The sequence below is a fragment of the Bordetella genomosp. 2 genome (assembly GCF_002261345.1).
GTDB lineage: Bacteria > Pseudomonadota > Gammaproteobacteria > Burkholderiales > Burkholderiaceae_B > Bordetella_A.
This window is the reverse complement of record NZ_NEVT01000006.1, coordinates 351467-371672: the sequence shown is the minus strand read 5'-3', so window position 1 is coordinate 371672 and position 20206 is coordinate 351467. Positions and strand designations below refer to the sequence as shown.

Below are 20206 nucleotides of genomic sequence, written 5' to 3'. Positions count from 1 at the left end.
GCGGCGGGCTCCCGTACCGGAGCGACCCCGCCGGCAAGGTGGCGATTATTTCTTCATGCCGTCTTTCGACATGCCGGAGTCCTTTTGCATCCCGTTTTTCGACATCCCGTCCTTCGACATGCTGTCATGCTTGCCCATTCCGTCGCGGGACATCGAACTCTTCGACATGCCATCCTTGGCCATGCCGTCCTTCGACATGCCCTCATGCTTGCCCATGCCGTCGCGGGACATCGAGCTTTTCGACATGCCGTCCTTGGCCATGCCGTCCTTGGCCATCTGGTCGGCGGCGAACGCGCTGCCTGCGGCCAGCGCCAGGCACATCGAGAAAACGCAGGTGGAGAGCTTGTTCATGGTGAGGTCCTCGTGGTTGTCGCGGCCGCGCCGCGGGTGGAAAATCATTGGCACCGGCCCTAGCTCCCGCCGAACCAGTTGTAGCCCTGGTCTTCCCAGTAGCCGCCCGGGTAGGTGTTGGTCACGAAAATCGCCTGGATGTGCTTGGGGTTCTTGTAGCCAAGCTTGGTCGGCATGCGCAGCTTCATGGGAAAACCGTACTCGGCGGGCAGGGTCCGGCCGTCGTAGGTCAGCGCCAGGAGGGTCTGCGGATGCAGCGCCGTGGCCATGTCGATGCTGGTGTAGTAGTCGTCGGCGCACTTGAACCCGACATACTTGGCCCGCCGGTCGGCGCCCACGCGCTCGAGGAAGTCCGAGAAGCGCACGCCGCCCCATTTGCCGATGGCGCTCCAGCCTTCCACGCAAATGTGGCGGGTGACCTGGTCCACCTGCGCCATGCCGCGCAGTTCCTGCAGGCGCCAGGCGCGTCTGTCGGCCACCAGCCCGGTCACCTCGAGCCGGAACGAGGCTTCGTCTACTTGCGGCACGTGCTCGATGCCGTAGTAGGCATTGAAGGGAAAGGGGCGGGTGATCATCGATTCCGGATAGGTGGGCGCCAGCTGGTGCGGATCGAAGATCCCGGCCTGCACGCGGTCGTTGAAGCGCGAGATGGCCGTCAATGCCTGCTCAACGCTGTCGTCGTCGCTGAGACTGCAGCCGGTCAGCATGGCCAGCCCCCCCAGGGTCAGCGTGCGCTGCAGGAATGCCCTGCGTGCGGGCTGCTGGATACGCGGGGCCAGCAGTTTGCGGGCTTCTTTCAGAATGGCCGGGCCGTCCAGGGCGGAGAGCGCGACAGGCTTGGGAATCTTCATGCATGGCTCCTCAGCGGCCACGGATCATGGTCATGAGCGTGCGCGGCACCAGCGCCGCCATGGCCAGGTGCACGGCCACGAAGCCCATCAGCAAGGCCATGGCGGTGAAATGCACGTAGCGCGCCGCCTCATAGCCGCCCATCAGCGTCCGCAGCGTCTCGAACTGCACCGACTTCCAGAGCACCAGGCCGGACAGCACCAGGACGACAAGATTGATGACCGCGAACAGGTATGCCGCGCGCTGCACCTGGTTGTAGCGGCGCGGATCGGCGTGCGACAGCCGTCCGCGCAGCGCGGCGGCCAGGTCGGCCGCGATGCCGCGCGCCGACAGCGGGAAGAAGCGCCGGACCAGCCGGCCGCTGGCCAGGCTGCATCCCAGGTAGAGCAGGCCGTTGCCGGCCAATAGCCACATGCCGGCAAAATGCCACTGCAGCGCGCCGCCCAGCCAGCCGCCCAGGGTGATGCCGGCGGGGAAGACGAAATCGAACAGCGGCGCGGCGTTGTAGATGCGCCAGCCGCTGGCCGTCATGATGAGCACGGCCAGCGCATTCACCCAGTGGGTGGCGCGCACCCAGACGGGATGCGCGGCGGGGTTGCGGCTTGCCGCGGCGGCGCCGGGAAGCGGGGTCGATGGAGTAGCCATGCGGGGATTCTTGCCCGCCGCGCATGGCGAAGTCCTCACGCAAACTTAAATTAAATGTGATAACTGGCCGGCCGCGATTGGCGACAATAGCGGATACTGAACCGGCTCCAGACGCCCCGCCACGCCATGCCCAAACCAGTTCGGCGGCCACCGCCACGGCGATTTCCGCCGGCGTGCGGCTGGCGATGCGCAGGCCGACCGGGCCGTGCAGTCGCGCTATCTGGGCATCGTCCAGGTCGAACTGGCGCAGCCGCTCGCGCCGCTTGGCCTGGTTGGGACGCGAGCCCAGCGCGCCCACGTAGAAGGCGGGCGACTTCAGGGCCTCCAGCAGCGCCATGTCGTCGAGCTTGGGATCGTGGGTGAGGGCGACGATGGCCGTGCGCTCGTCCACGCCGATCTCCAGCACGGCATCGTCCGGCATGCTGGTGATCAGCGTGCCATGGGGCGCGTCCCAGCCCGCGTACAGCTCTTCGCGCGGGTCGCACACCAGCACGCGGAAATCGAGCATCGCGGCGATGCCGCACAGCGCCCGGGCGGTCTGGTTGGCGCCGATGATCAGCAGCCGCCACTGCGGGCCGTATACCGAGCGCAGCACGCGGCCGTCGAAGTCCGGGCCGTCCGCCGGGCTGGCCGGCGCCAGCGTACAGGCGCCGGATTGCAGGTCGAGCGTGCGCGCCACCAGGCGCTGCTGGCCGATGTCCGCCAGCACGGCGTCCAGCCATTGGGTGCCTTGCAGCGGCTCGACCACCAGGCGCAGCGTGCCCCCGCAGGGCAGGCCGAAGCGGGCCGCCTCGTCGCCGGTCACGCCGTAGGTGACGCGGTCCGGGCGGGCGGGCAGGGAGCCGGCCCGGGCGCGCGCGATCAGGTCGTCCTCGACACAGCCGCCGGACACCGAGCCGACCATGCGGCCGTCGCCGCGCAGGGCCATCAACGCGCCGGCCTGGCGCGGCGCCGAGCCCCAGGTCTGGGCCACGGTGGCCAGGTGCACGGTATGCCCGGCAGCGACCCAGTCGCGCGCCTGGCGCAGTACATCCATGTCGAGCGGATTCATGAGCTTGGGTTTCCTCTGTGCAGATCTTGCGGAACGTCGATGTCGCGCAGCACGCCGGCATCGTCGCAATCGATTTCCAGTACGCCGTGGCGCGCCAGCAGGGCGCGGGCCCCGACATCGCCGTCGAGCTCGGCCAGTTCGGCCAGGTATTGCCCGCCGAATACCACCGGGTGGCCGCGCCGGCCGTCGTACAACGGCGCGACGATGCGATCGCCGGCGGCGTGGTCCAGCAGCCGGCGCAGGGTGTCGGGGCGCAGCCATGGCATGTCGGCCAGGGCCACGACGCAGCCGGGCAACTGGCCGCCGGGAGCGGGGCGATCGAGCAGGTGGCGGGCCGCGGCGGCGAGCGATACGCCCATGCCGCGCGGCGCGGGCGGCGCCGTCAGGATGGAGCACCCCAGGCGCGCGAGCAGGGCCGGCAGCTCGGGCGGGCGATTGGCGACCACGGCGATCGTGTCGGGCAGGCCAGCAGCTTGTTGGCGGCACCGCGCAGGGCGCGCCGCGCGGCGAGGTAGCGCGCGCCTTCGCCCGCCGCCAGCAGGACGCCTACCCAATGATGCACCGCCGATGTGGTGGACAAGTTTCCTTCCATAACCTGGAGCCGACTCCGAGGTTATGCCCGCCCGGCGGGCAGCGTCAAGCGGTCGGCGCCGGCGTCAGGGGCGCACCAGCGCCGGTCGGGCGCGATAGTAGGCGCTGTAGGCGCGGGCCAGGTTGTCGACCTTGGGTTGATCGTTGACGATGATGTATGGGCTGTCCGGATGCCGCGCCAGGTAATCCTGGTGGTAGTCCTCCGCCGGATAAAAGCCTTGCAGCGTCTCTATTGTCGTGGCCAGCGGGCCGGGATAGGCGCCGGAGCGGTCGAGCTGCGCGATGTAGGCTTCCGCGACCTGGCGCTGCGCCGCGTCGGCCGGGAAGATGGCCGAGCGGTACTGCGGCCCCACGTCGGGGCCCTGGCGGTTGCGCTGGGTCGGGTCGTGGACCACCGAGAAGTAGATTTGCAGCAGCTTCCCATAGCTGACGCGGGCCGGGTCGTAGGTGATGCGTACCGCCTCGGCATGCCCCGAACGCCCGCCGCTGACCGTCTCGTAGTCGGCGGTGGCGGCGCTGCCGCCGGCGTAGCCCGAGAGTGCCTCGCGGACTCCTTCGACGTGCTGGAACACCGCCTGCACGCCCCAGAAGCAGCCGCCCGCAAGCACGGCCGTGGCCATGCCGCCCGCGGCGGGGACGTCGCGGGCCGGCGGCGGGATCTCGAAGACGGCATCGGCCGCGCGCCCGGCTGGCTGGATGGCGAGCCAGCCGGCCATGGCCAGCAGCCCGGCGCCGGCCAGCCGCAGGCAGGCGGTGCGGCGGCCCGGGGCGGCCGGCGGCGCCGAATTGCGGGTTTTCTTCATGACGGGCTCCTGGTCGGGGCGGCCGGCGATGCCGACGGCGCGAACTGCATTGCCGCGCCGTTCATGCAGTAGCGCAGCCCGGTTGGCGGCGGCCCGTCGTCGAACACGTGGCCGAGGTGGCCGCCGCAGTGCGCGCAATGCACCGAAGTGCGGACCATGCCGTAGCTGCGGTCGCCGGCCGTGCCGACGGCGTGCGGCAGGGCTTGCCAGAAACTGGGCCAGCCAGTGCCGCTGTCGAACTTGGTGTCGGACGAGAACAGCGCCTGCCCGCAACCGGCGCAGGCGTACGTGCCGGCCCGGTGCTCGTGGTCCAGCGGGCTGGAATAGGGCCGTTCGGTGCCTGCCTGGCGCAGGATGCGGTACTGCTCGGGCGTGAGCAGGGCGCGCCATTGCGCGTCGCTGCGGACCAGAGGGAAGTCGGCGGGCGCTGCTTGCGCCGCGCCGTGGCGCGCGCCAGCCAGGACGCCCAGCAGGCTCGCCAGCGCGGCGCCGCCGCCGGCGGCCAGGAATGATCTACGGGTCGGTTTCATAGTGTGCTCCGCATGGGGCGGCGGGCTCCCGTACCGGAGCGACCCCGCCGGCAAGGTGGCGATTATTTCTTCATGCCGTCTTTCGACATGCCGGAGTCCTTTTGCATCCCGTTTTTCGACATCCCGTCCTTCGACATGCTGTCATGCTTGCCCATTCCGTCGCGGGACATCGAACTCTTCGACATGCCATCCTTGGCCATGCCGTCCTTCGACATGCCCTCATGCTTGCCCATGCCGTCGCGGGACATCGAGCTTTTCGACATGCCGTCCTTGGCCATGCCGTCCTTGGCCATCTGGTCGGCGGCGAACGCGCTGCCTGCGGCCAGCGCCAGGCACATCGAGAAAACGCAGGTGGAGAGCTTGTTCATGGTGAGGTCCTCGTGGTTGTCGCGGCCGCGCCGCGGGTGGAAAATCATTGGCACCGGCCCTAGCTCCCGCCGAACCAGTTGTAGCCCTGGTCTTCCCAGTAGCCGCCCGGGTAGGTGTTGGTCACGAAAATCGCCTGGATGTGCTTGGGGTTCTTGTAGCCAAGCTTGGTCGGCATGCGCAGCTTCATGGGAAAACCGTACTCGGCGGGCAGGGTCCGGCCGTCGTAGGTCAGCGCCAGGAGGGTCTGCGGATGCAGCGCCGTGGCCATGTCGATGCTGGTGTAGTAGTCGTCGGCGCACTTGAACCCGACATACTTGGCCCGCCGGTCGGCGCCCACGCGCTCGAGGAAGTCCGAGAAGCGCACGCCGCCCCATTTGCCGATGGCGCTCCAGCCTTCCACGCAAATGTGGCGGGTGACCTGGTCCACCTGCGCCATGCCGCGCAGTTCCTGCAGGCGCCAGGCGCGTCTGTCGGCCACCAGCCCGGTCACCTCGAGCCGGAACGAGGCTTCGTCTACTTGCGGCACGTGCTCGATGCCGTAGTAGGCATTGAAGGGAAAGGGGCGGGTGATCATCGATTCCGGATAGGTGGGCGCCAGCTGGTGCGGATCGAAGATCCCGGCCTGCACGCGGTCGTTGAAGCGCGAGATGGCCGTCAATGCCTGCTCAACGCTGTCGTCGTCGCTGAGACTGCAGCCGGTCAGCATGGCCAGCCCCCCCAGGGTCAGCGTGCGCTGCAGGAATGCCCTGCGTGCGGGCTGCTGGATACGCGGGGCCAGCAGTTTGCGGGCTTCTTTCAGAATGGCCGGGCCGTCCAGGGCGGAGAGCGCGACAGGCTTGGGAATCTTCATGCATGGCTCCTCAGCGGCCACGGATCATGGTCATGAGCGTGCGCGGCACCAGCGCCGCCATGGCCAGGTGCACGGCCACGAAGCCCATCAGCAAGGCCATGGCGGTGAAATGCACGTAGCGCGCCGCCTCATAGCCGCCCATCAGCGTCCGCAGCGTCTCGAACTGCACCGACTTCCAGAGCACCAGGCCGGACAGCACCAGGACGACAAGATCGATGACCGCGAACAGGTATGCCGCGCGCTGCACCTGGTTGTAGCGGCGCGGATCGGCGTGCGACAGCCGTCCGCGCAGCGCGGCGGCCAGGTCGGCCGCGATGCCGCGCGCCGACAGCGGGAAGAAGCGCCGGACCAGCCGGCCGCTGGCCAGGCTGCATCCCAGGTAGAGCAGGCCGTTGCCGGCCAATAGCCACATGCCGGCAAAATGCCACTGCAGCGCGCCGCCCAGCCAGCCGCCCAGGGTGATGCCGGCGGGGAAGACGAAATCGAACAGCGGCGCGGCGTTGTAGATGCGCCAGCCGCTGGCCGTCATGATGAGCACGGCCAGCGCATTCACCCAGTGGGTGGCGCGCACCCAGACGGGATGCGCGGCGGGGTTGCGGCTTGCCGCGGCGGCGCCGGGAAGCGGGGTCGATGGAGTAGCCATGCGGGGATTCTTGCCCGCCGCGCATGGCGAAGTCCTCACGCAAACTTAAATTAAATGTGATAACTGGCCGGCCGCGATTGGCGACAATAGCGGATACTGAACCGGCTCCAGACGCCCCGCCACGCCATGCCCAAACGCATCCTGATCGTCGAGGACGATGTCCACATCGCGGACCTCCTGCGCCCGCACCTGCGCGACGAGGGCTATACCGTGGCCCATGCCGCCGACGGCGAGGACGGCCTGCGCCAGCTGGAGGCCGGGCGCTGGGACGCGCTGGTGCTGGACCTGATGCTGCCCGGCATCGACGGCCTGGAAATCTGCAAGCGGGCCCGCGCCATGGCCCGCTACACGCCCATCATCATCACCAGCGCGCGCTCCAGCGAGGTGCACCGCATCCTGGGGCTCGAACTCGGGGCGGACGACTACCTGGCCAAGCCATTTTCCATGCTGGAGCTGGTGGCGCGGATCAAGGCGCTGCTGCGCCGCGCCGACGCGCTGGAGCGCAATGTCCGCCTGGAGGCTGGCCGGCTCGAACTGGCCGGCCTGTCCATCGACCCGCTGGCGCGCGAAGCGGTCGTGGATGGCCGGCCGCTCGAGCTCACCCCGCGCGAATTCGACCTGCTGTATTTCTTCGCGCGGCATCCCGGCAAGGTCTTCTCGCGCATGGACCTGCTGAACCAGGTCTGGGGCTACCAGCACGAAGGCTACGAGCACACGGTCAATACCCATATCAACCGCCTGCGCACCAAGATCGAGGACGACCCGTCCGAGCCGCGCCGCATCCTGACCGTCTGGGGCCGCGGCTATAAACTGGCGGCCGCCGGAGACGCTCCATGAACCGGCTGACCCTCACCCAGCGCATGTCGGCCGTGTTCGCCTTGCTGCTGCTGGCCTGCTGCGGCGCGTCCGCCTGGCTGCACATGGCGGCCAACGAGCGGTACCAGCAGGAAGTGACCCAGCGGCTCTCGAGCGGGCTGGCTGCCCACATTGCCGGCACCCGACCCTTGATGGACGCCGGCGGCTGGAACCGCGAAGCCGTGCGGCTGCTGTTCGACCAGCTGATGGCCGTCAACCCGGCAGTGGAGGTCTACCTGCTGGACAACGCCGGACGGATCGCCGCCGATGCCGCGCCGGCGGGCCGCGTCAAGCTGGAGCACGTCGACCTGGCGCCGCTGCGCCGCTTCCTGGCGGGCGAGCCGCTGCCGATCGCCGGCGACGACCCGCGCAATCCGGGCGTGCACAAGGTCTTCAGCGCCGCGCCCATTCAAGTGAACGGCCGCGACCGGGGCTATGTCTACGTCGTGCTGCAGGGCGAGGCCCACGACGCGCTGGCCTCGGCCGTGTCGGCCAGCGCGGTGGTGCGCACGACGCTATGGACCATCGCGCTGGTGGCGCTGCTGGGGCTGATCGCGGGGCTGGTCGCTTTTTCCCTGATTACCCGGCCGTTGCGCGCGCTGACCCAGGCAGTGCGCAATTTCGATGGCGACGGCGCCGCGGCGGCCGCGCTGCGCCGCAGCCACGATGACGCGGCCGGCGAGCGGGCCGACGAAATCACCGTGTTGCGGCGCGCCTTCGCGCAGATGGGCCAGCGCATCGCCGAGCAGTGGCGCGAACTGACGCGCCAGGACCAGCAGCGGCGCGACCTGGTCGCCAACATCTCGCACGACCTGCGCACGCCGCTGACCTCGCTGCACGGCTACCTGGAAACGCTGCGCTTCAAGGACGAAACGCTGACGCCGGACGAGCGCCGGCGCTATCTGGACACGGCGCTGGGACAGAGCCGCAAGGTCGGCCGGCTGGCGCAAGAACTGTTCGAGCTGGCGCGCCTGGAATCCGGGCTGGTGCAGCCCGAGCTGGACACTTTTTCGCTGCCGGAGCTGGTGCAGGACGTGATCCAGAAATTCGAACTGGCGGCCGAGGCGCGCAGCCAGCGGCTCGGCATCGAGTTTTCGCGCGACCTGCCCGCCGTGCGCGCCGACCTGGGCATGATCGAGCGGGTCCTGACCAACCTGCTGGATAATGCCATCCGGCACAGTCCTCCCGGCAGCCGCATCGAGGTCCGGCTGGGCAGCGCCGAGCAGGGCGTCGAGGTGCGGGTCAGCGATACCGGCCCCGGCATCCCGGCCGAGCTGCGCGCCGGCCTGTTCACGCGCGCCTCGGTGCTGACCCAGCAGCGCCGCGACAGCGGCGGTCTGGGCCTGGTGATCGTGCAACGCATTCTGCAGCTGCACCGCAGCGAGATCCGCCTGCTCGACGAGCCGGGCCACGGCGCGGTGTTCCGCTTCCTGCTGCCGGCCGGGCGCTGAGCCGGCGCCGGCCTCAGGGCGGGCCGGCGTCCCCGGCCGGCGGATCGACCGGCGCCAGCGGCAGGCCGAGCAGGCGCGCCAGCGTGCGCGCGTCGCCGGGCGCCTTGACCTTGATATCGTTGTCGAAATAGCAGTAGATGTCGCGGCTGCGCCATGCCTGCGCGGCGCGCGGGCCGGCGCGCCGCGCATCGGCGGGTTCGCGGCCGCGCGACCAGGCGCGGATGCGGGCCGCCCAGCGCCGCAGCGCCGCCTCGGTGTAGCCGCTGGCGTACAGTTCGCGGTCGCCGTGCAGCCGCAGGTAGGCGAAATCGGCCGTGGCGTCTTCCAGCAACGGCCATTTGCCCGCGGTGTCCGCGGTGACCAGGGCCACGCCGCGGGCGCGCAGCATCTGCACGAATTCCGGGCAGGCGAAGCTCTCGTGGCGGATTTCCACGGCGTGCCGCAGCGGGCGCCGCGGCCCGGGATCCAGCGCCGCGCGCCCGGCCATGCGTTCGTCATGGCGGCGGGCCAGGCGCGCGGCGGCATCGGTATCGTGGGGCAGCAGGTCCAGGAAACGCTCGAAACGCTCCGGGTCGAAGCGCATCGACGGCGGGAATTGCCACAGGATCGGCCCCAGTTTCTCGCGCAGCTCGAACAGCCCCGAGGCCAGGAAGTTGGCCAGCGGCGTTTCGACCTCGCGCAGCCGCAGCCGGTGCGAGATAAAGCGCGTGCCCTTGACGCTGAACACGAAGCCGCGCGGCGTGGCGTCGCGCCAGCGCGCGAACCATTCGGGCCGCTGCAGGGAGTAGAACGTGCCGTTGATCTCGATGGTGGGCACCTGGTGCGACGCGTAGGCCAGTTCTTGCGACTGCGGCAGGTCCTCGGGATAGAAGCTGCCGCGCCAGGGCGCGTAGCGCCAGCCGGAGATGCCGATGCGGATCGCGCTGGCGGTAGCTGGGCGTGTCATGATGAAGGAATGGAGCCGGAAAGCCGCGGCGCCAGCAAGAAGCGGGCCGCGCTCTCAGGTGTCCGGGGCATAGGTGCCCGACAGGGCCGCGGCCGCTTCCTGCATGAGGGGCAGCCATTCGCGCGCCTGTTCGATGTTCAGGCGCGCCACCGGGGCATGCAGCGCCACGGCGGCGACGGCGCGCCGGCCCTGCAGGATGGGCACCGCCATGCAGACGATGCCGACCAGGAATTCCTCGCGGTCGAAACTGGCGCCTTCCTTGCGCACCGTGCGCAACTCGCGCTCCAGCGCGGCCGGGTCGCACAGCGTGTTGGGCGTATAGCGGGGCAGGGGGGCGGCGGCCAGCAGGCGCGTACGCGCTTCCTTGCGCATGTAGGCCAGGAACAGCTTGCCGCTGGCGGTGCAGTGCAGCGGGACGCGCGAGCCCGGCTGCAGGTTCAGGCGCAGCGGCCAGGCGGTTTCGACGCGGTCCAGGTACATGACCTCGTCGCCGTCGAGCATGGTGCAGTTGCAGGTTTCGCCGATCTGGTCGACCAGGCTGTCGAGGATGCGCCGGCGCGCGGCGCGCAGTGGCGAATTGAGCAGGGTGTCGCGCGCCAGCGCCGCCAGGCGCGGCCCCGACACATAGGACTTGCCGGCGGGCTCGCGCAGCAACATGCCGGCGTCGACCAGCCGCGACAGGATGCGCAGCACGGTCGGCTTGGGCAGGCCGGTGGCCTGGGTCAGGGCAGCCAGGCTGACCGGCTGCTCGGATTGCGCCACGTGCTCCAGCAAGGCCAGCGCGCGCAGCGCCGCGGAACCGGGTTCTTCGCTCATCTTTCAAAAATTGAAGTTTCTGGCGGTCTCGCGCATCGTCGCACAAAACACGCGAAAAATGAAACGCCCGCCTATGGCAAGGCCGGCCACGCTTCTGCAGAATCGATCCCATTGTGCCGCGCGACAGGCGTGCGGCCGCGCATCTGCCAGGAGAGGAGCATGAGCAAGGTACACATGACGCCCAGCGAGGCCTTTGTCGAAACGCTGGTCGCCCAGGGCGTGAAAGACGTCTTCGGCATCGTGGGGTCGGCCTTCATGGACGCCCTGGACCTGTTCCCGGCCGCCGGCATCCGCTTTGTACCCACCGTGCACGAGCAGGGCGCCGCCCACATGGCGGACGGCTATTCGCGCGTGACCGGCCGGCATGGCGTATGTATCGCCCAGAACGGCCCCGGCATCACCAACTTCGTGACCGGCGTGGCGGCCGCCTACTGGGCCCACAGCCCGGTGGTGGCCATCACGCCCGAGACGGGCACGTCGGGCATGGGACTGGGCGGCTTCCAGGAAACCGAGCAGCTGCCGATTTTCTCGCGCATTACCAAGTACCAGGCGCACGTCAACCGGCCGGACCGCATTGCCGAGTTCACCGGCAAGGCGTTCGACAATGCCATGGCCGAGCGCGGCCCGACGCAGTTGAACATCCCGCGCGACTATTTCTATGGGGAGATCGACGTCGCCATTCCGGCGCCGCGCCGGGTGCGCCGCGGACCGGGCGCCGACGAGGACCTGGACGCGGCGGCGCGCCTGCTGGCCGAAGCGCGTTTTCCGGTGATCGTGGCCGGCGGCGGCGTGCTGTTCTCCGGCGGGCAGCCGGAATGCATCGCGCTGGCCGAGCTGCTGGGCGCCCCGGTCGTCACCAGCTACCTGCACAACGACGCCTTCCCGGCCGACCATCCGCTGTGGTGCGGCCCGCTGGGCTACCAGGGCTCGAAGGCGGGCATGAAGCTGCTGGCCCAGGCGGACGTCGTGCTGGCGCTGGGCACGCGCCTGGGGCCGTTCGGCACCTTGCCGCAGCACGGCCTGGATTACTGGCCGCAGCAGGCCCGCATCATCCAGGTCGATGCCGATCACCGCATGCTGGGCCTGGTGCGGCCGGTATCGGTGGCCGTGTGCGGCGACGCCAAGCCGGCCGCGGCCGCCCTGACGGCGCGCCTGGCCGCGGCGCAGCCGGCCTGCCTGGGCAACCGCGAGCAGCGCGGCGCCCGCATCGCGGAGGAAAAGAAGCAGTGGGAGCAGGAGCTGGACAGCTGGTCGCACGAGCGCGACGACTGGAGCCTGGACATCATCGCGCGCGGCGGCGGCCGCATGCATCCGCGCCGCATGTTGCGCGAGCTGGAGCGCGCCATGCCGGACCATGTGATGGTGTCGACCGACATCGGCAATATCTGCTCGGTATCCAACAGCTATCTGCGCTTCCGGGAGCCGGATTCGATGCTGGCCGCCATGAGCTTCGGCAACTGCGGCTATGCGCTGCCCGCCTTGATCGGCGCCAAGCTGGGCCGCCCCGACCGGCCGGCGGTCGCCTACGTGGGCGATGGCGCCTGGTGCATGAGTTTCCAGGAACTGCTGACCTGCGCGCGCGAGGAAATCCCGGTCACCGCGGTGGTGTTCCACAATGGCCAGTGGGGCGCCGAGAAGAAGAACCAGGTCGACTTCTATGGACGGCGCTTCGTCGGCAGCAACCTGAAGAACCCGGACTTCGCCGAGCTGGCGCGCGCCATGGGCGTGCAGGGCGTAAGGGTCGAGCATGCCGACCAGGTTGGCGACGCGCTGCGCGCGGCCTGCCAGGCCCAGTCCGAGGGCAAGACCACCGTGCTGGAGATGATGGTCAGCCAGGAACTGGGCGACCCGTTCCGGCGCGATGCGCTCAAGCAGCCGGTGCGCTTGCTCGACAAATACAAGTCCTATGTGAACGAAGCGTTCCGGCCTGGAGAGGTGCCGCTGCCGATCGAGCCGGTGCGCAACTGATTCTGCGGATAGTGGAACGGTCTCGTGCCTCGCCGTTCCATTTTCTGCATTTTCCGGCCGGATCGCGGCGCCGGCGCGATTGTCCGCGGCGCGCCGCGGGGGTAGCCTGATCCGGCATCTTGCAGGGCCCGTCCGGGCCGCAGGATCCGGCGGGCGTGTCGATGCAAAAACCATAAATCCAGACCACGTTCGACGTGGAGGAGGCACAGACATGATGCACTGGAAGAAATGGCTGGGCAGCGCACTGGGCGCGCTCGCCCTGACGGCCGCGGGCGCCACCCAGGCGGCGCCGCAGGTCATGCGCATCCAGACCGCCGTGCCCAACAGCAGTATGTACTTCGAGCTGATGCAGCGCTGGGGCCAGCGCATCGAGAAGATGTCGGGCCAGCGCCTGAAGGTCGAGATCCTGCCCGACGGGGCGGTGGTGGCGGCATTCGAGATCCTCGACGCCGTGGACAAGGGCATTGTCGAGGGCGGCTATGCCTGGACGCACTACTGGTCGGGCAAGCACCCGGCCGCAGGGCTGTTCAGCAACCCGATGGCCGGGGCAGGCGCCGGACTGGACCAGATATCGCACGTGGCGTGGCTGTATGAGGGCGGCGGCAACCAACTGCTCGATCGCTTCTACCACGACGTCCTGAAAGCCGACGTCGAGGTCTTCATGCTGCAACCCATGGGGCCCGACCCGCTAGGCTGGTTCAAGGCGCCGATCAACAGCGTGGCCGATTTCCAGCGGCTGAAGTACCGCTCGCCGCCGGGCATCACGGGCGAGATCTTCAAGGAGATGGGCGTTTCCGCGGTGGCGCTGCCGGGCGGCGAGATCGTGCCGGCCGCCCAGCGCGGCGTGATCGACGCGGCCGAATGGATCGGGCCGGCCGACGACGTGAACCTGGGCCTGCAGACGATCTGGAAGAACTACTACCTGCAAGGCCTGCACCAGTCCACCGACGTGGGCGAGGTGCTGATCAACCGGTCCTTCTGGAACAAGCTGCCCGATGACCTCAAGGAGATCGTGCGGGTGGCGTCCCTGGCCAGCATCGGCGAGACATACACCTTCAATGTGGCGCGCAATGCCCGCGCGCTGGAAAAGCTCAAGGCGCAGAACGTGACGGTGCGCGACACGCCGAAGGACTTCTACCCCGCCTTCGTGCAGGCCACCAATACGGTGCTGGACCGCTATGCCGCCAAGGACCCGTTCTTCAAGGAAGTACTGGACTCGCAGCGCCAGTTCGGCAAGACCGTGGTGCCGTACTGGACCAAGATCCTCGACCTGTACGCGGGCCTGGGCCATGCGGCGATGCAGGACAACCCCTAGGGACACCCCAGGCGCGCCGGGCCGCCATCGGCCCGGCGCCGCACACCGGAGGCGCGCATGCAAGAGGACTCGCGGCAAGCCGGCGCCGTCACGCGCGTGACGCGGGTGCTGGACAGTATTACGCGCTGGTCGGGCTGGATCGTCGCCTGGATGATCCTGCCGATGGTCGGCTCGCTGGTCTACGAGGTCATCGGCCGCTATTTTTTCAGTGCTCCCACCGTGTGGGCCTATGACATGACGTATATGTTGTATGGCTCGTTCTTCATGCTGGGGTCGGCCTATACGCTGCTGCGCAAGGCCCATATCCGCACCGACCTGTTCTACGGCCAGTGGCCGCCACGCGTGCAGGGCGCGGTCGACCTGGCCTGCTACCTGCTGCTGTTCTTTCCGGCCCTGACCCTGTTCCTGGTCGTCGGCTGGGACTACTTCTGGGCTTCTTTCCAGCGCAATGAGCGGATCGTCACCAGCCCGTGGATGCCGATCGTCTGGCCTTTCAAGGCCGCCATTCCGCTGGCCACCGCCTTGCTGCTGCTGCAGGGGCTGTCGGAAACGCTCAAGAGCATCCATGCCGTCGTGCGGGGAGAGTGGCCATGAGCCCCGAATTGCTGGGCGTGGCTTCGCTGGCGGTGCTGGTGCTCGCGATCTTCGCCGGCTTTCCCATCGTGTTCACCTTGATCGCGGTGGCCCTGGGCGTGGGCTGGCTGGCGCTGGGCAAGCTGGCCCTGCACTTGATGACGCTGCAGTTTTTCTCGGTCATGCGCGACCCGACCCTGGCCGCGGTGCCGTTCTTCCTGTTCATGGGCTTTCTGCTGGAACAGTCCGGGCTGGCGCAGCGCCTGTTCCGCGGCGTACAACTGCTGCTGGCGGGCGTGCGCGGCTCGCTCTACCTGGCGGTGCTGATCACGGCCACGATCTTCGCCGCCGCCACCGGCATCGTCGGCTCGTCGGTGACGCTGCTGGGCGTGATGGCGGCGCCCACCATGATCAAGAGCGGCTACGACGCCCGCATGAGCGCCGGCGCCATCACGGCGGGCGGCACGCTCGGCATCCTGATCCCGCCCTCGGTCATGCTGATCGTGATGGGGCCGGTGGTGGGCGTGCCCGCCACCGAGCTGTTCGCCGCCGCGGTCATCCCGGGCCTGCTGCTGTCGGTGCTGTTCATCCTGTACACCCTGGTGCGCAGCTACCTGAACCCGGCGCTGGGGCCGACGCTGCCCGCGTCGCTGCGCCAGCCGCTGGGCTACGCGCTGAAAGAGCTGGCGCTGGGGTCGGCGCCCGTGGTGGTGGTGATCCTGTCCACGCTGGGGGTGATCCTGGCCGGCATCGCCACGCCGACCGACGCGGGCGCGTGCGGGGCCTTCATTACGCTGCTGTTGACGCTGACCTACCGCAAGATGAGCTGGCCGTCCTTCAAGCGCGCGCTGTTCGCCACGCTGGAGATCTCCTGCATGATCCTGCTGCTGGTGGCGGCCTCGAACTACTTTGGCGCCGTGTTCTCGCGGCTGGGCAGCGCCGAATATCTGGCCAGCCTGCTCACGGCGCTGCAACTGTCGCCGACGCTGACCCTGCTGCTGATGCTGACGCTGATTTTCCTGCTGGGCTGGCCGCTGGAGTGGGTGCCGATCGTGCTGATCGTGGTGCCCATCTTCCTGCCCGTGGTGCGGCAGCTCGGCATCGATCCGATCTGGTTCTGCACGCTGGTGGCGGTCTGCCTGCAGACGGCGTGGATGTCGCCGCCAGTGGCGCTGTCGGCGTATTTCCTGAAGGGCGCCGCGCCGCAATGGAGCCTGAAGGACATTTACCTGGGCATGCTGCAGTTCATGGGGCTGCAGGTACTCGGCCTGCTGCTGGTACTGTGGTTCCCGCAGCTGGCGCTGTGGCTGCCCAACTTGTTGAGGGAGTAGGGCGGCACATGAATGGCGAAATATTGTTCGACCCCCTGCGCGCGGCCGCGCGGTCACACGGGCGGCCGCGTACCGCGGTGGCCTATCCGATGACGGCCGAGTGCCTGCAGGCCGTGATGCAGGCGCGCGCCGAAGGCTACATGGAGCCGGTGCTGGTCGGTCCGGCCGGCCGCCTGCGCGAGCTGCTCGCCGCGCTGGACGGCGCGGCCGCGGACATGGAGATCCACGATACCGGCAACGACGAACGCGCCGCCGCCTGCGCCGCCGCCGCGCTGGCGCGCGACGGGCAGGTCGACATGCTGATGAAGGGCAGCCTGCATACGGACCATTTCATGGCCGCGGTGGTGGCCCGCGACGCGGGCCTGCGCACCGCGCGGCGCGTCAGCCATGCCTTCGTGATGGCGGTGCCGGCGTATCCCAAGTTGTTCCTGGTGACGGACGCCGCGGTCAATATCGCGCCCAGCCTGGCCGAGAAAGCCGATATCGCCCAGAACGCCATCGACCTGGCGCGCGCGCTGGGCGTGGCGCGCCCGAAGGTGGCGGTGCTGTGCGCCACGGAGTCGGTGAACCCTGCCATGCCGGCCACGCTGGATGCCGCGGCGCTCTCGAAAATGGCCGACCGGGGGCAGATCGAAGGCGGGCAGGTCGATGGGCCGCTGGCGTTCGACAACGCGATCTCGGCCCAGGCGGCCCAGCTCAAGGGAATTATCTCGGCCGTGGCGGGCGATGCCGACATCCTGCTGGTGCCCGACATCGAGGCCGGCAATATGATCTACAAGGAACTGACCTGGCTGGCCGGGGCCTCCATGGCGGGCCTGGTGCTGGGCACGCGCGTGCCGGTGCTGCTGACCAGCCGCGCCGACTCGGCAGCCGCGCGCATCAACAGCTGCGCGGTGGCGGCCCTGTACGGGCGGTGGCTGGCGACCGCACAACCCGCATGACCAGGCGCGCCATGGCGGTTTACGACTACATCGTGGTGGGCGCGGGGTCGGCCGGCTGTGTGCTGGCCAACCGCCTGTCGGCCGGCGGACGGCATACGGTGTGCCTGCTGGAGGCGGGTCCGCCCGACCGCAGCCCGTGGATCCACCTGCCGATCGGCTATGGCAAGACCATGTTCCACCCCGTATTGAACTGGGGGTTCTATACCGACCCCGACCCGGGCATGCTGGGACGCCGCATCTACTGGCCGCGCGGGCGCACGCTGGGCGGCAGCAGCAGCATCAACGGCCTGATCTATGTGCGCGGCCAGCGCCAGGACTACGACGAATGGGCCGGGCAGGGCAACCCTGGCTGGAGCTGGGAGGAATGCCTGCCTTATTTCCGCAAGCTGGAGTGCAACGACCTGGGGCCGGGCCCGACGCGCGGCACCGAGGGGCCGGTGCACGCCAGTTCGATCCGGGCGCGCCACCCCTTGATCGAAGCCTTCATCGAGGCGGCCCAGGGCACGTTCGGCCTGCCGCGCCGCGACGATTTCAATACCGGCGACAACGAGGGCGTGGGCTACTACCAGCTGAGCACGCACCGGGGGCTGCGCTGTTCGGCGGCGCGCGCCTACTTGAAGCCGGCGCGCGGGCGCGCCAACCTGCATATCCGCACCGGCGTGCTCGCCACCCGCGTGGTCTTCGAGGGCAGCCGCGCCGCGGCAGTGGAGATACTGGCGGACGGACGCCGCCAGACCCTGGCCGCGCGCCGCGAAGTGTTGCTGTGCGCGGGCGCCATCCAGTCGCCGCAATTGTTGCAGCTGTCGGGCATCGGCCCGGCCGGGCTGCTGCGCGGGTTCGACATCCCGGTGCGGGTCGATGCGCCGGGAGTGGGCGCGAACTTGCAGGACCATTTGCAGTTCCGCCTGATGTGGCAGGTCGCGCGGCCCATCACCACCAATGACCAGTTGCGCACGCTGGCGGGCCGGGCGCGCATCGGGCTGCAGTGGGCATTGACGCGTTCCGGCCCGCTGGCGGTGGGCATCAACCAGGGCGCGCTGTTCGGGCGCGCCCTGGCGGAGTCGACGCGGCCCGATGTGCAGTTCCATGTGGCGACCCTGTCGGCCGACATGGCGGGCGGCGCGGTACACGATTTCCCGGGTTGTACCCTGTCGGTCTGCCAGCTGCGGCCGCGCTCGCGCGGCACCGTGCGCATCACCAGCAGCGATCCGCGCCAGGCGCCCGCCATCCAGCCGAACTATCTTTCCGACGAGCTCGACCGGCGCACCGCGGTGGCGGGCGTGCGCTATGCGCGCCGGCTCGCCGCCGCCCGGCCGCTGGCCGACCTGCTGGTGCGCGAGCACCGGCCTGGCGCGCCGGCGGACAGCGATGAGGACATCCTGCATTTCTGCCGCGAGCACGGCGCCACCATCTTCCACCCCAGCGGCACGGCGCGCATGGGACCGCAGGGAGATCCCCTGGCGGTGGTGGACGCGCGCCTGCGGGTGCGCGGCGTGCAGGGACTGCGAGTGGTGGACTGCTCCATCATGCCGACACTGGTGTCGGGCAATACCAATATCCCGGTCATGATGATCGCGGAAAAAGCCGCCGACCTGATTCTCGCCGACGCGGCCTGACCGGCGCTGGTCCCAACGAGTCCATGCCACTGGTACTAAGCCCGGCGGGGCAGGGCCGATACCCTAGCGGTACGTCCCGCCTGACGGGCCCGGAAAAACATTCAGAAGGGGATGGACCATGCGCGGCATACGACATGTAGCGGTCGCGGCGGCAATCAGCGCCGCCTTGGCCTGGAGCGCGGCGGCCGGCGCCGCCGACACGCCCGTCAAGGGCGGCACGCTGGTGGTGGGCTCGACCCAGGTGGCGCGCCACCTCAATGGCGCGGTGCAGTCGGGCATCGCCACCGCCATGCCCAGTACCCAGCTGTTCGCCAGTCCGGTGCGCTTCGATGCCGACTGGAAGCCGCATCCCTACCTGGCCGAGTCCTGGGAGCTGTCCGCCGACGGCAAGACCCTGACGCTGCACCTGCGCAAGGACGCGCTGTTCCACGACGGCAAGCCGGTGACTTCCGCCGACGTGGCGTTCTCGATCATGGCGATCAAGCAGAACCATCCGTTCCAGACCATGCTGGCGCCGGTCGAGAAGGTGGAGGCGCCCGACCCGCACACGGCGGTGGTGCACATGAGCCAGCCGCACCCGGCGATCCTGCTGGCCATGTCGCCGGCGCTGATGCCGATCCTGCCCAAGCACGTGTACGACGATGGCCAGGACCTGAAATCCCATCGCCTCAATTCGACCGGGGTGGTGGGTTCCGGCCCGTTCAAGCTGAAGGAGTTCAAGCCGGGCCAGGAGGCCGTGCTGGAGCGCTTCGACAAATTCTTCCTGGCCGGGCGCCCGTACCTGGACCGCATCGTCATCAAGATCAACCCCGACGCCACCAACCTGCTGATCGGGCTCGAGCGCGGCGACATCGATGTGCTGCCGTACATGACCGACCCGACCATCCTGCGCCGCGCCAAGGACAACCCGGCCATCACCATGACGGACCGCGGCTATGAGGGCATCGGGGCGCTGAGCTGGGTGGCCTTCAACACCGCCCGCAAGCCGCTCGACGACGCGCGCGTGCGCCAGGCCATCGCCTACGCGACCGACAAGAAGTTCATCGTGCGCGCCCTGAATGCCGGCTTCGCCAAGCCGGCCGACGGCCCGATCATCGGCACCAGCCCCTTCGCGAGCGCCGACCTGCCGGGCTATCCGCTCGACCTGAAGAAGGCGGTGCAGCTGCTCGAAGAGGCCGGCTACAAGGAGAAGGACGACGGCACCCGGCTGTCGCTGACCATGGACTACATGCCGGGCAGCGATGTGCAGGGCAAGAACGTCGCCGAGTACCTGCGCAGCCAGCTGAAGAAGATCGGCATCGCCGTGCAGGTGCGCGCTTCCCCGGACTTCCCGACCTGGGCCAAGCGCATCGCCAGCCACGATTTCGACATGACCACCGACATCGTCTTCAACTGGGGCGACCCGGTGATCGGCGTGCACCGCACCTATCTGTCGAGCAACATCCGCGACATCATCTGGACCAATACCCAGTCGTACCGCAATGCCCGGGTCGACGAGCTGCTCGAACAGGCCGGCCGCGAGACCGACGCCGCCAAGCGCAAGGCGCTGTACGCGGAATTCCAGAAGCTGGTCATGACCGACCTGCCCATCATGTTCCTGACGGTGATTCCGTACCATACCCTCGCCACCAAGCGCGTGCATGCCTTGCCCGACGGCATCTGGGGCCTGCTGTCGCCGCTGGACGAAACCTGGGTCGCGCAGTAGGAGGAGC

20 protein-coding genes and 1 pseudogene are annotated in these 20206 nt (G+C 69.0%); 9 read left to right on the top strand and 12 right to left on the bottom strand.

Features of this window, described 5'->3' with window-relative positions:
* Positions 1–45: 45 nt before the first annotated feature.
* From CAL24_RS11850 to CAL24_RS11805, 10 genes and pseudogenes are all read right to left on the bottom strand, one after another.
* Positions 46–351, bottom strand: a complete 306-nt coding sequence (locus tag CAL24_RS11850) for a pentapeptide MXKDX repeat protein (protein WP_094807258.1) — start codon at positions 349–351, stop codon at positions 46–48.
* Between the two features lie 59 nt (positions 352–410).
* A complete protein-coding gene (locus tag CAL24_RS11845; RefSeq protein WP_094806810.1) occupies positions 411–1202 on the bottom strand; it encodes a molybdopterin-dependent oxidoreductase in 792 nt (263 codons plus the stop codon).
* A 10-nt stretch (positions 1203–1212) separates the two neighbouring features.
* Positions 1213–1845, bottom strand: a complete 633-nt coding sequence (locus CAL24_RS11840) for a cytochrome b/b6 domain-containing protein (RefSeq protein ID WP_094806813.1) — start codon at positions 1843–1845, stop codon at positions 1213–1215.
* Positions 1846–1975: 130 nt separating this feature from the next.
* Positions 1976–2896 (bottom strand): annotated as a pseudogene (locus CAL24_RS11835) (XdhC family protein); the annotation flags it as partial.
* Positions 2893–3342 carry a nucleotidyltransferase family protein gene (locus CAL24_RS11830; protein ID WP_249278535.1) on the bottom strand — a complete coding sequence of 150 codons (450 nt, stop codon included), beginning with the start codon at positions 3340–3342 and terminating at the stop codon, positions 2893–2895. The pseudogene CAL24_RS11835 and the gene CAL24_RS11830, both read right to left, overlap by 4 nt.
* 210 nt (positions 3343–3552) lie before the next feature.
* Positions 3553–4290, bottom strand: a complete 738-nt coding sequence (gene msrA, locus CAL24_RS11825; RefSeq protein ID WP_170947077.1) for a peptide-methionine (S)-S-oxide reductase MsrA — start codon at positions 4288–4290, stop codon at positions 3553–3555.
* Positions 4287–4820: a peptide-methionine (R)-S-oxide reductase MsrB gene (msrB, locus tag CAL24_RS11820; protein WP_094806811.1), complete on the bottom strand. Its 534-nt coding sequence runs from the start codon at positions 4818–4820 to the stop codon at positions 4287–4289. Before msrB ends, msrA begins: the two co-directional genes overlap by 4 nt.
* A 62-nt stretch (positions 4821–4882) precedes the next feature.
* Entirely contained in the window at positions 4883–5188 is a 306-nt protein-coding gene (locus tag CAL24_RS11815) for a pentapeptide MXKDX repeat protein (protein ID WP_094807258.1), read from the bottom strand.
* Between the two features lie 59 nt (positions 5189–5247).
* Positions 5248–6039 (bottom strand): molybdopterin-dependent oxidoreductase, encoded by a 792-nt coding sequence (locus tag CAL24_RS11810; RefSeq protein WP_094806810.1) that lies wholly within the window; start codon positions 6037–6039, stop codon positions 5248–5250.
* A 10-nt stretch (positions 6040–6049) separates the two neighbouring features.
* A complete protein-coding gene (locus CAL24_RS11805; protein WP_028356029.1) occupies positions 6050–6682 on the bottom strand; it encodes a cytochrome b/b6 domain-containing protein in 633 nt (210 codons plus the stop codon).
* Positions 6683–6808: 126 nt separating this feature from the next.
* Here CAL24_RS11805 and CAL24_RS11800 point away from each other — a divergent pair, with 126 nt between their 5' ends.
* Positions 6809–7519 (top strand): response regulator transcription factor, encoded by a 711-nt coding sequence (locus tag CAL24_RS11800; RefSeq protein WP_094806809.1) that lies wholly within the window; start codon positions 6809–6811, stop codon positions 7517–7519.
* On the top strand, positions 7516–8988 hold the full coding sequence (locus CAL24_RS11795) for a sensor histidine kinase (RefSeq protein WP_094806808.1): 1473 nt from the start codon (positions 7516–7518) through the stop codon (positions 8986–8988). Before CAL24_RS11800 ends, CAL24_RS11795 begins: the two co-directional genes overlap by 4 nt.
* Before the next feature lie 13 nt (positions 8989–9001).
* Here the strand turns inward: CAL24_RS11795 and CAL24_RS11790 are convergent, their stop codons facing one another.
* On the bottom strand, positions 9002–9934 hold the full coding sequence (locus CAL24_RS11790) for a DUF72 domain-containing protein (protein WP_038853969.1): 933 nt from the start codon (positions 9932–9934) through the stop codon (positions 9002–9004).
* Positions 9935–9988: 54 nt separating this feature from the next.
* The gene (locus CAL24_RS11785) at positions 9989–10750 is read right to left on the bottom strand and encodes an IclR family transcriptional regulator (protein ID WP_094806807.1); all 762 of its coding nucleotides are present in this window, start codon (positions 10748–10750) and stop codon (positions 9989–9991) included.
* Between the two features lie 159 nt (positions 10751–10909).
* On the opposite strand from CAL24_RS11785, the gene xsc reads away from it, so the two are divergent.
* The 7 genes from xsc (at position 10910) to CAL24_RS11750 (ending at position 20199) form a co-directional block, all read left to right on the top strand.
* Positions 10910–12718 (top strand): sulfoacetaldehyde acetyltransferase, encoded by a 1809-nt coding sequence (gene xsc, locus CAL24_RS11780; protein WP_231501765.1) that lies wholly within the window; start codon positions 10910–10912, stop codon positions 12716–12718.
* A 211-nt stretch (positions 12719–12929) separates the two neighbouring features.
* On the top strand, positions 12930–14033 hold the full coding sequence (locus CAL24_RS11775) for a TRAP transporter substrate-binding protein (protein ID WP_038853970.1): 1104 nt from the start codon (positions 12930–12932) through the stop codon (positions 14031–14033).
* A 57-nt stretch (positions 14034–14090) separates the two neighbouring features.
* A complete protein-coding gene (locus CAL24_RS11770; RefSeq protein WP_094806806.1) occupies positions 14091–14627 on the top strand; it encodes a TRAP transporter small permease subunit in 537 nt (178 codons plus the stop codon).
* Positions 14624–15937: a TRAP transporter large permease gene (locus CAL24_RS24330; protein ID WP_249278534.1), complete on the top strand. Its 1314-nt coding sequence runs from the start codon at positions 14624–14626 to the stop codon at positions 15935–15937. Before CAL24_RS11770 ends, CAL24_RS24330 begins: the two co-directional genes overlap by 4 nt.
* An 8-nt stretch (positions 15938–15945) precedes the next feature.
* Complete coding sequence (locus CAL24_RS11760) at positions 15946–16878, top strand: bifunctional enoyl-CoA hydratase/phosphate acetyltransferase (RefSeq protein WP_028356034.1); 933 nt, start codon at positions 15946–15948, stop codon at positions 16876–16878.
* Entirely contained in the window at positions 16875–18494 is a 1620-nt protein-coding gene (locus CAL24_RS11755; RefSeq protein WP_170947076.1) for a GMC family oxidoreductase, read from the top strand. The genes CAL24_RS11760 and CAL24_RS11755 overlap by 4 nt, the downstream gene beginning before the upstream one ends.
* Before the next feature lie 118 nt (positions 18495–18612).
* Positions 18613–20199, top strand: coding sequence for an ABC transporter substrate-binding protein (locus CAL24_RS11750; protein WP_028356036.1), 1587 nt, complete (start codon positions 18613–18615; stop codon positions 20197–20199).
* Positions 20200–20206: the final 7 nt, after the last annotated feature.